Annotated in this window: 5 protein-coding genes and 1 pseudogene; 2 read left to right on the forward strand and 4 right to left on the reverse strand. The window is 52.7% G+C overall.

The genetic code is table 11. The annotated features are described in order from the left end of the window. The 4 genes and pseudogenes from ACEW8P_RS05920 to ACEW8P_RS05935 all read right to left on the reverse strand — a co-directional run. Positions 1-491 (reverse strand): annotated as a pseudogene (locus ACEW8P_RS05920) (SAM-dependent methyltransferase); the annotation flags it as partial. A 14-nt stretch (positions 492-505) separates the two neighbouring features. Further along, the gene (locus tag ACEW8P_RS05925) at positions 506-1,255 is read right to left on the reverse strand and encodes a LytR/AlgR family response regulator transcription factor (protein WP_373512180.1); all 750 of its coding nucleotides are present in this window, start codon (positions 1,253-1,255) and stop codon (positions 506-508) included. Beyond that, positions 1,252-2,298, reverse strand: a complete 1,047-nt coding sequence (locus ACEW8P_RS05930) for a sensor histidine kinase (RefSeq protein ID WP_373512181.1) — start codon at positions 2,296-2,298, stop codon at positions 1,252-1,254. The genes ACEW8P_RS05925 and ACEW8P_RS05930 overlap by 4 nt, the downstream gene beginning before the upstream one ends. 77 nt (positions 2,299-2,375) lie before the next feature. After that, a complete protein-coding gene (locus ACEW8P_RS05935) occupies positions 2,376-2,507 on the reverse strand; it encodes a hypothetical protein (RefSeq protein WP_373512182.1) in 132 nt (43 codons plus the stop codon). Between the two features lie 165 nt (positions 2,508-2,672). On the opposite strand from ACEW8P_RS05935, the gene ACEW8P_RS05940 reads away from it, so the two are divergent. Then, positions 2,673-5,225: a TonB-dependent receptor domain-containing protein gene (locus tag ACEW8P_RS05940; RefSeq protein WP_373512183.1), complete on the forward strand. Its 2,553-nt coding sequence runs from the start codon at positions 2,673-2,675 to the stop codon at positions 5,223-5,225. Positions 5,226-5,412: 187 nt separating this feature from the next. Beyond that, positions 5,413-6,507 (forward strand): hypothetical protein (locus ACEW8P_RS05945; RefSeq protein ID WP_373512184.1); only part of this gene is annotated, 1,095 nt, incomplete at its 3' end.

Consider the following 6,507-nt stretch of genomic DNA (forward strand, 5'->3'; position numbering starts at 1 on the left):
ATGTAATGGTTAATCTGCCGATACTTGTCCTGGGCATTTTTATAGACATTTCCCTGCGCATCGGTGATTTTCAGTGCGTGCAGGTAGGGCTTCCCCTGGGCGGCAATCTTGCGGTTTTTAGGCTTGTCGTGCGCCAGCGAGGGTAGTTCCGACAGACTCGGCTTTTCAGTGTTTAGGCCAAATTCTCCCGCCGCAAATTGCAGTTTTACATCTTGTGTCAAAGTGAACAGATGCGCGAACCGGAATTGATCCGCCGAGAGTAGTTCACTTAGCAGGGTGAGAGCTTCTTCCCAAAGATAATTTTTGGTGATATCCCTAGTCTTGTAGCGGTACAGAAAGGAGAGTTTTTCCTGACGTTTGATGATTACCCTTTTTAGGAAAAGGTTTTTCAGGTCAAGTTCCTGGCCCTGATAATCGCCGAGATTGAGTTTGATGAAAGTATTATCGCGGAGGCTTTCTTTGACGGAGTGGAGGAATTGTTTTTGCTTCAAATTCATGCTCAAAGTTACGTCCATCGACTCACATAATCCGAAAAAGCATCCTTATACTGGTCGCTAACCGGAACTACAGCGTCGCCAATCTGAATGCTGGTTTTCGAGATAGCCTCAATCTTTTCCAGCCCGACAATGTAGGAACGATGCACCCGCATGAAACGATGCGCCGGGAGTTTTTCTTCCAGGTTTTTCAGGCTGGTGAGCGAAAGCAGAGGGTTGGTTTCGTTTCGGAGGTGAACCTTCACATAGTCTTTCAAGCCCTCGATGTAAAGAATGTCGGCGTAAGCCACGCGGATAAGTTGGTACTCTACTTTTAAAAACAGATAGTCTTCTTGGGATGGAGCGGGAGCGGTACTTGAAGTTCCATTTTCAGCTTTTTTAACCAATTCAAAGTACGCCTTTGCCTTGCTGGCGGCGCGGAGGAACTCCTCGTAGTTGAAGGGTTTGAGCAGATAATCCAGCGCGTCCACGCGAAAGCCTTCGAGCGCAAAATTGTTGAAGGCCGTTGTGAAGACGATGCGCGGGGCCGTTGTCCCGGCCGCTTTTTCCAACACCCGCGCCAGTTCGATTCCCGTCAGGTCGGGCATTTGGATGTCCAGAAATAGCAAATCGACATCCAACTCGTGCAGACCCTGCAAAGCTTCCACGGCGCTGGAATAGCGGCCAACCAAATTCAAGAAGGGAGTCTTTTCTACGAAAGCGCAGACCAATCCCAGAGCCAGCGGCTCATCGTCCACGGCAATGCAATTGAGCGTCGTCATGCGGCGTCTAGTTCGAGATGTACCTTATATTCATTTTCTCGGCGGTCTTCCTGTACGTCGAGTTCGTAGCGGCCGGGATAGAGTAGATCGAGGCGGCGGCGGGTATTGACCAGACCGATGCCGTTGCTTTCTTCGAGGTGGGTGGATTTCTTTTCGGAGAAAAGCGTGTTTTTGACTTCTACGTGAATTTTATGGCCGTCCTGCCGAATAACGATCTCGATTCGACTGGGTTGGGTGGCGCTGACGCCATGCTTGAAGGCATTTTCGATGAAGGGCAGAAAGAGCATGGGCGCGATGGGGACGTCCGTCATCGGGTGCGGCGGGGTGAGTTGCACCGTTACTTTGTCGGTCAGGCGAAGCTGCATCAGCTTGATGTAGTCCTGGGCGAAGGCGATTTCCTGGCTGAGTAGCACGGTTCCCTGCTGCGAGTCGTAAAGGACGTAGCGCATCATGCGCGAAAGCTTGTGCAACGCCTCGCGCGACGCCTCCACGTCGATGACGGTGAGGGCATAGATGTTATTAAGGGTGTTGAAGAAAAAGTGCGGGTTGATCTGCGCTCTTAGAAACGAAAGCTCCGATTCGGTCTTGGCGCGTTCGAGTTTTTGGCGCAGTTCGGCGTCGTGTTGCCACTTCTGCACCGCCGCTACGCTGGTACTGACGCCTATGATCATCAAGGCCGTGAGCAGCGAAAAATAGTCCAGCGAGTCCTCTCGGCGCATCACGCCCGAGTTGCGTACCGCCTTGAAGGCCGCTTCCATATTTTCCCGAAGGTTCACCCAAATCTCGACCCGCTCCACCAGAAACGACACGAACAGTACCGCCGCCACATTTAGCAGAATAAACCAGGCTGTGCGATTTTGGAAAAGCAGGCGGGGGATCCAGATTTTTGTGTTGACATAAAAGACGGTCAGCAGCAGCCCGAACAACACCCCTTGTTTGACCCAAAACTGCGTGGGAATGGTGATTTGCCAGGTAAGCGGCTGCCACAACAGCAAAATCGAACCTAGCAGCGCCCACACCAACACGTGGATCAGCCAGGGCATGTATTTCCGGGAGGTTTCCAAATTAATTAACAATTAACAATGGACAATGGACAATTCCTCTTGATGTACCAAAATTTTCACAACAACACTACGTAGTACTTTTCAAAGTTCGGGGCTGGAATCGACCAATTGCCGGGCAACATAGATGAAACCTGGTATTCGCTCGATGAACGCAGGGGTAGGTAGTAGTCGGTAGTGAATGATCGCATTCGTCGGCTGAAAGCGGGCGTTCGTCTATGTCAGCAGTCCGTTCGTCTATTGGGCAAAAACTCTTGTGAGTTAAGGTGGTTATTTTGAGCATTAGGAAAGGGACACCAAACTGGATTGCACTTTTCCTTTTTCCAAAACTCAAAATATCCATTTAGCTACTAGCTATGAAAAAGTTATTCACACTTACCTTTCTACTTGTTTGCGGCTTGAGCGCCGCTACGTTCGCCCAACGGCCCGAGGGAGCGGGACGCCCTCAGGCCGAACCCACCAATAACATTCCCGGCACGATCGATAACTCGGCGCGGGGCAACGGCAAAGTCAGCGGTACAATCAAAGATTCCGTGTCGCAGCAGCCCGTGGAGTTTGCTTCCGTTTCACTAGTCGATCTCAAAACCAATCGCCCCGTGGACGGTGCCACGACCGACGATAAGGGCAAGTTCCAGATGAAGAACCTCGCCGACGGCAATTATAAGCTGATGCTTTCATTTATTGGCTACAAGGGCAAGCAAATCGACAAAATTAAAATCGACGGCCGCACCAACATCGACCTGGACGACATCGTGCTGGTTCCCGACGTGATTCAGCTCAACGCCGTGACCGTCACGGGCCAAACCCAGATGATCGAGGAGCGGGTGGATCGGCTGGTCTATAACGCCGAGAAAGATATTACCAGCAAGGGCGGTGACGCCACCGAGGTGATGCGCAAGGTACCGATGCTGAGCGTGGACCTGGACGGCAACGTGTCGTTGCGCGGTAGCTCGAACGTGAGAGTACTCATTAACAATAAACCCTCGACCATTCTGGCCAGCAGCGTGGCCGACGCTTTGAAGCAAATTCCTGCCGACATGATTAAGTCGGTAGAAGTGATTACCTCGCCCTCGGCCAAGTACGACGCCGAAGGCACGGCGGGCATCATCAATATCATTACCAAGAAAAACACCTTGCAAGGCGCAACGCTCGACTTCGATTCGGGCGTGGGCAACCGGGGGGCTAACCTCGGTCTGCGTGGCGGCTACCGCACGGGCAAGATGGGTTTCAACCTGGGTGGCTACGGACGCATCGGCTACAACATTATCGGTAAGGGTGACAATTTGCAAGAAGGCATGAAGAACGGCGTTCCCTTCTCAGTGCGGCAACTGACCGACTCGAAAAATACCTACGGGTTTGGCTCGTACAACCTGGGCTGGGACATGGACATCACCGACAAGTCGTTCATCACGGCCAGCGTCCGTTACGGCACCCGCAACTCGACGAGTTCTCAGGGGATTTCCACCCTCAACTCATTCGGTACTACGCCCGCCAAAAATTCTTTTCGCGATGTGGATGTGAAAGATCTTTCCGGTACGGTGGATGTGAACGTGGACTATACCCGCCAATTGAAAAAGCCGCAGCAGGAATTCAGCATCCTGACGCAGTACAGCCGGAACAACCGCACCAATGACTTCGACGCCGACCTGTTCGATTCGGGTACTTCTTCCACGCTCTTGGGCCAGGAGGGAAACCGCAATGCCAGCTACAACCAGGAAAGTACGGTACAACTCGACTACACCTCGCCCATCAAGAAAAACCAGATTATCGAGTTCGGTGGTAAGGGCATTTTCCGCCAGGTGGACAGCGACTTCACCTACTACAGCAACGTATCGCAGCCCCGGCAATCGAGCAGCCTGGTTTACGATCAGAATGTAGCGGCGGCTTACTTGTCCTACACCTACTCGACCAAAAACAAATATACGTTCAAAGTCGGCAGCCGCTACGAATACACGACCATCGCCGCCACGCAGGGCGAGGTGGGCCTGAGCATTCCCAACTACGGCAACCTGGTGCCGAGTATCAACGTCTCGAAAACCTTCAAGGGCGGTCGCACGGTAAAGGCCGCTTACAACCGTCGCCTACAGCGTCCCGGCATTCAGTTCCTGAACCCCAATATCAACGCCGCCAACCCGCAAAACATCACGGTGGGCAACCCCGATTTGGCACCCGAACTGACCGACCAGTACGAGATTAGTTCGAGCTGGTTCAAGAAATCGGTGTACATCAATTTCTCGCTTTTTGCCCGTAATACCAACAACTCCATCGAGAGCGTCCGCACCACTAATGAACAGGGCGTCATCACGACCACTTACGGCAACATTGGCCAGAAGCAGAACTACGGGGCCAACGTTTTCGGCAACGTCACGCTCTTTGGCAAATGGCAGATCGGCGGCGGTGTCGATGCGTATTATGTTTATCTGGCCAACAATTCCAACGACCCTTCGCTGGGGGCAAGCAACTCGGGTATCGTGGCCTCGGGCCGCGTGTTCACCAACCTGACGTTGCCCAAGGGCTGGGGCATCCAGGGCTTCGGCTTCACGCGGGGCCGCGACGTGCAGTTGCAGGGCTACTCGACGGGCTTCCGCATTTACAGCCTGGGCGTGAAGAAGGAGTTTGCCAACAAGCGCGGCAGCATCGGTATGAGTACCGAGAACTTCCTCACCAAGGCATTCAGAATCAACACGGAACTGGAAACCCCGACTTTCACCCAAAGGAGCATCAACGACCGCTATATGCGGGGCGTACGGGTGAATTTCTCCTATAAATTGGGCAAGATGAGTTTCGACGACCAACCTCGCCGTCGCCGCAAGAGCGTCAACAACGACGACGTCAAGAGTGGTGGTGATGGCGGCGGCGATGGCGGTGGCCAGCAGGCTGCCCCCGCTACGGGCGGCAGACCAAGGTAATTGTTGATTTGTTCAATGTTCAGCCAGATAGCAAAGATCCAAGTAGTTTTTTAACTCTGAATTCTTATAAACACGGGTTTCCTAGCAGCGGAAATCCGTGTTTTTTTTATCAAAAAAAGGAGTAGAGTTTCGAGTGCTGACAAACAGAACTCATAAACTCATAAACTCATAAACTTTAAACTCTAAGATGTTCCGTCGTGACTTTATAAAAAATAGCCTAGCAGGAGGCATCGGCCTGACAGCGTTTTCGTCCAATGTTTTCTTTCCCGAAGAGGATTTTCCTGTCGAGCGCATCACCGATGGCGAAAACCCGCACTGGTTTGGCTACTACGATAAGTTGCAGGTTGATCCCACCGGCCGCTACGTCCTTGGGATGCAGGCCCCCTTCGAAGGCCATACGCCTGGCCCCGACGACCAACTGGAAATTGGGCTGATTGATTTGAAAAACAATAATAAATGGCGCAAGCTGGGTACCTCCAATGCCTGGGGCTGGCAGCAAGGTTGTATGTTGCAATGGCTGCCTAATTCCAACGAAGAAGTTATCTGGAACGACCGAATTGACGGTGCCTTCAAGAGCCGTGTCCTCAATGTCAAGACTGGAAAGGAACGCATTTTACCCAAAGCCATCTATGCCCTGGCTCCCAACGGTGAATTTGCCGTCGGTACCGAGTTCAACCGCATCCAGAACTTGCGGCCCGGCTATGGCTATGTGGGCATCGCCGACCCCTACGAAAAAATGAAAGCACCCGAGGAAATTGGGATTTATCGAATGGATTTGGAAACAGGAAAACACCAAATGCTGCTATCGCTGGGCGAAATGGCGTCCATCCCGCACCTGGGCGAGTCGGTAGACAACTATTGGCACTGGTTCAATCACCTGCTTATCAGCCCCGACAGCAAGCGGATGCTGTTCCTGAACCGCTGGCGGCACAAAGTCGAGGAGCAGGACGGTGTCTCCACTACGCCCTTCATCACCCGCATGGTAACGATGGACACCGACACGGGTAAAGACCGCTACGTCATCGATCCTTCCGGCAATACTTCGCACATTATCTGGGACGGCCCGAGGCATATCCTGGCCTGGACCAATCCCGTCGGCAAGGAGTGGGGTTTTTGGTTGATGGAGGATCACACCCAGAATAGCGAACACATCGGCGCGGAAGCTATGACTGTTAATGGCCACAACACCTACATCCCGCACACCAACAACGAGTGGGTGCTGAACGACACTTACCCCGACGCCAACCGGATGCAGACGCTATACCTCTACCACGTCCCTACC

Source organism: Persicitalea sp. (assembly GCF_041751555.1).
Lineage (GTDB): Bacteria > Bacteroidota > Bacteroidia > Cytophagales > Spirosomataceae > Persicitalea.

Bases quoted from the DNA above. Each gene is read 5' to 3' on its own strand.
- ACEW8P_RS05925 (WP_373512180.1), bottom strand. From the start codon at position 1,255: ATGACGACGCTCAATTGCATTGCCGTGGACGATGAGCCGCTGGCTCTG.
- ACEW8P_RS05930 (WP_373512181.1), bottom strand. From the start codon at position 2,298: ATGCCCTGGCTGATCCACGTGTTGGTGTGGGCGCTGCTAGGTTCGATT.
- ACEW8P_RS05935 (WP_373512182.1), bottom strand. From the start codon at position 2,507: ATGCGATCATTCACTACCGACTACTACCTACCCCTGCGTTCATCGAGC.
- ACEW8P_RS05940 (WP_373512183.1), top strand. From the start codon at position 2,673: ATGAAAAAGTTATTCACACTTACCTTTCTACTTGTTTGCGGCTTGAGC.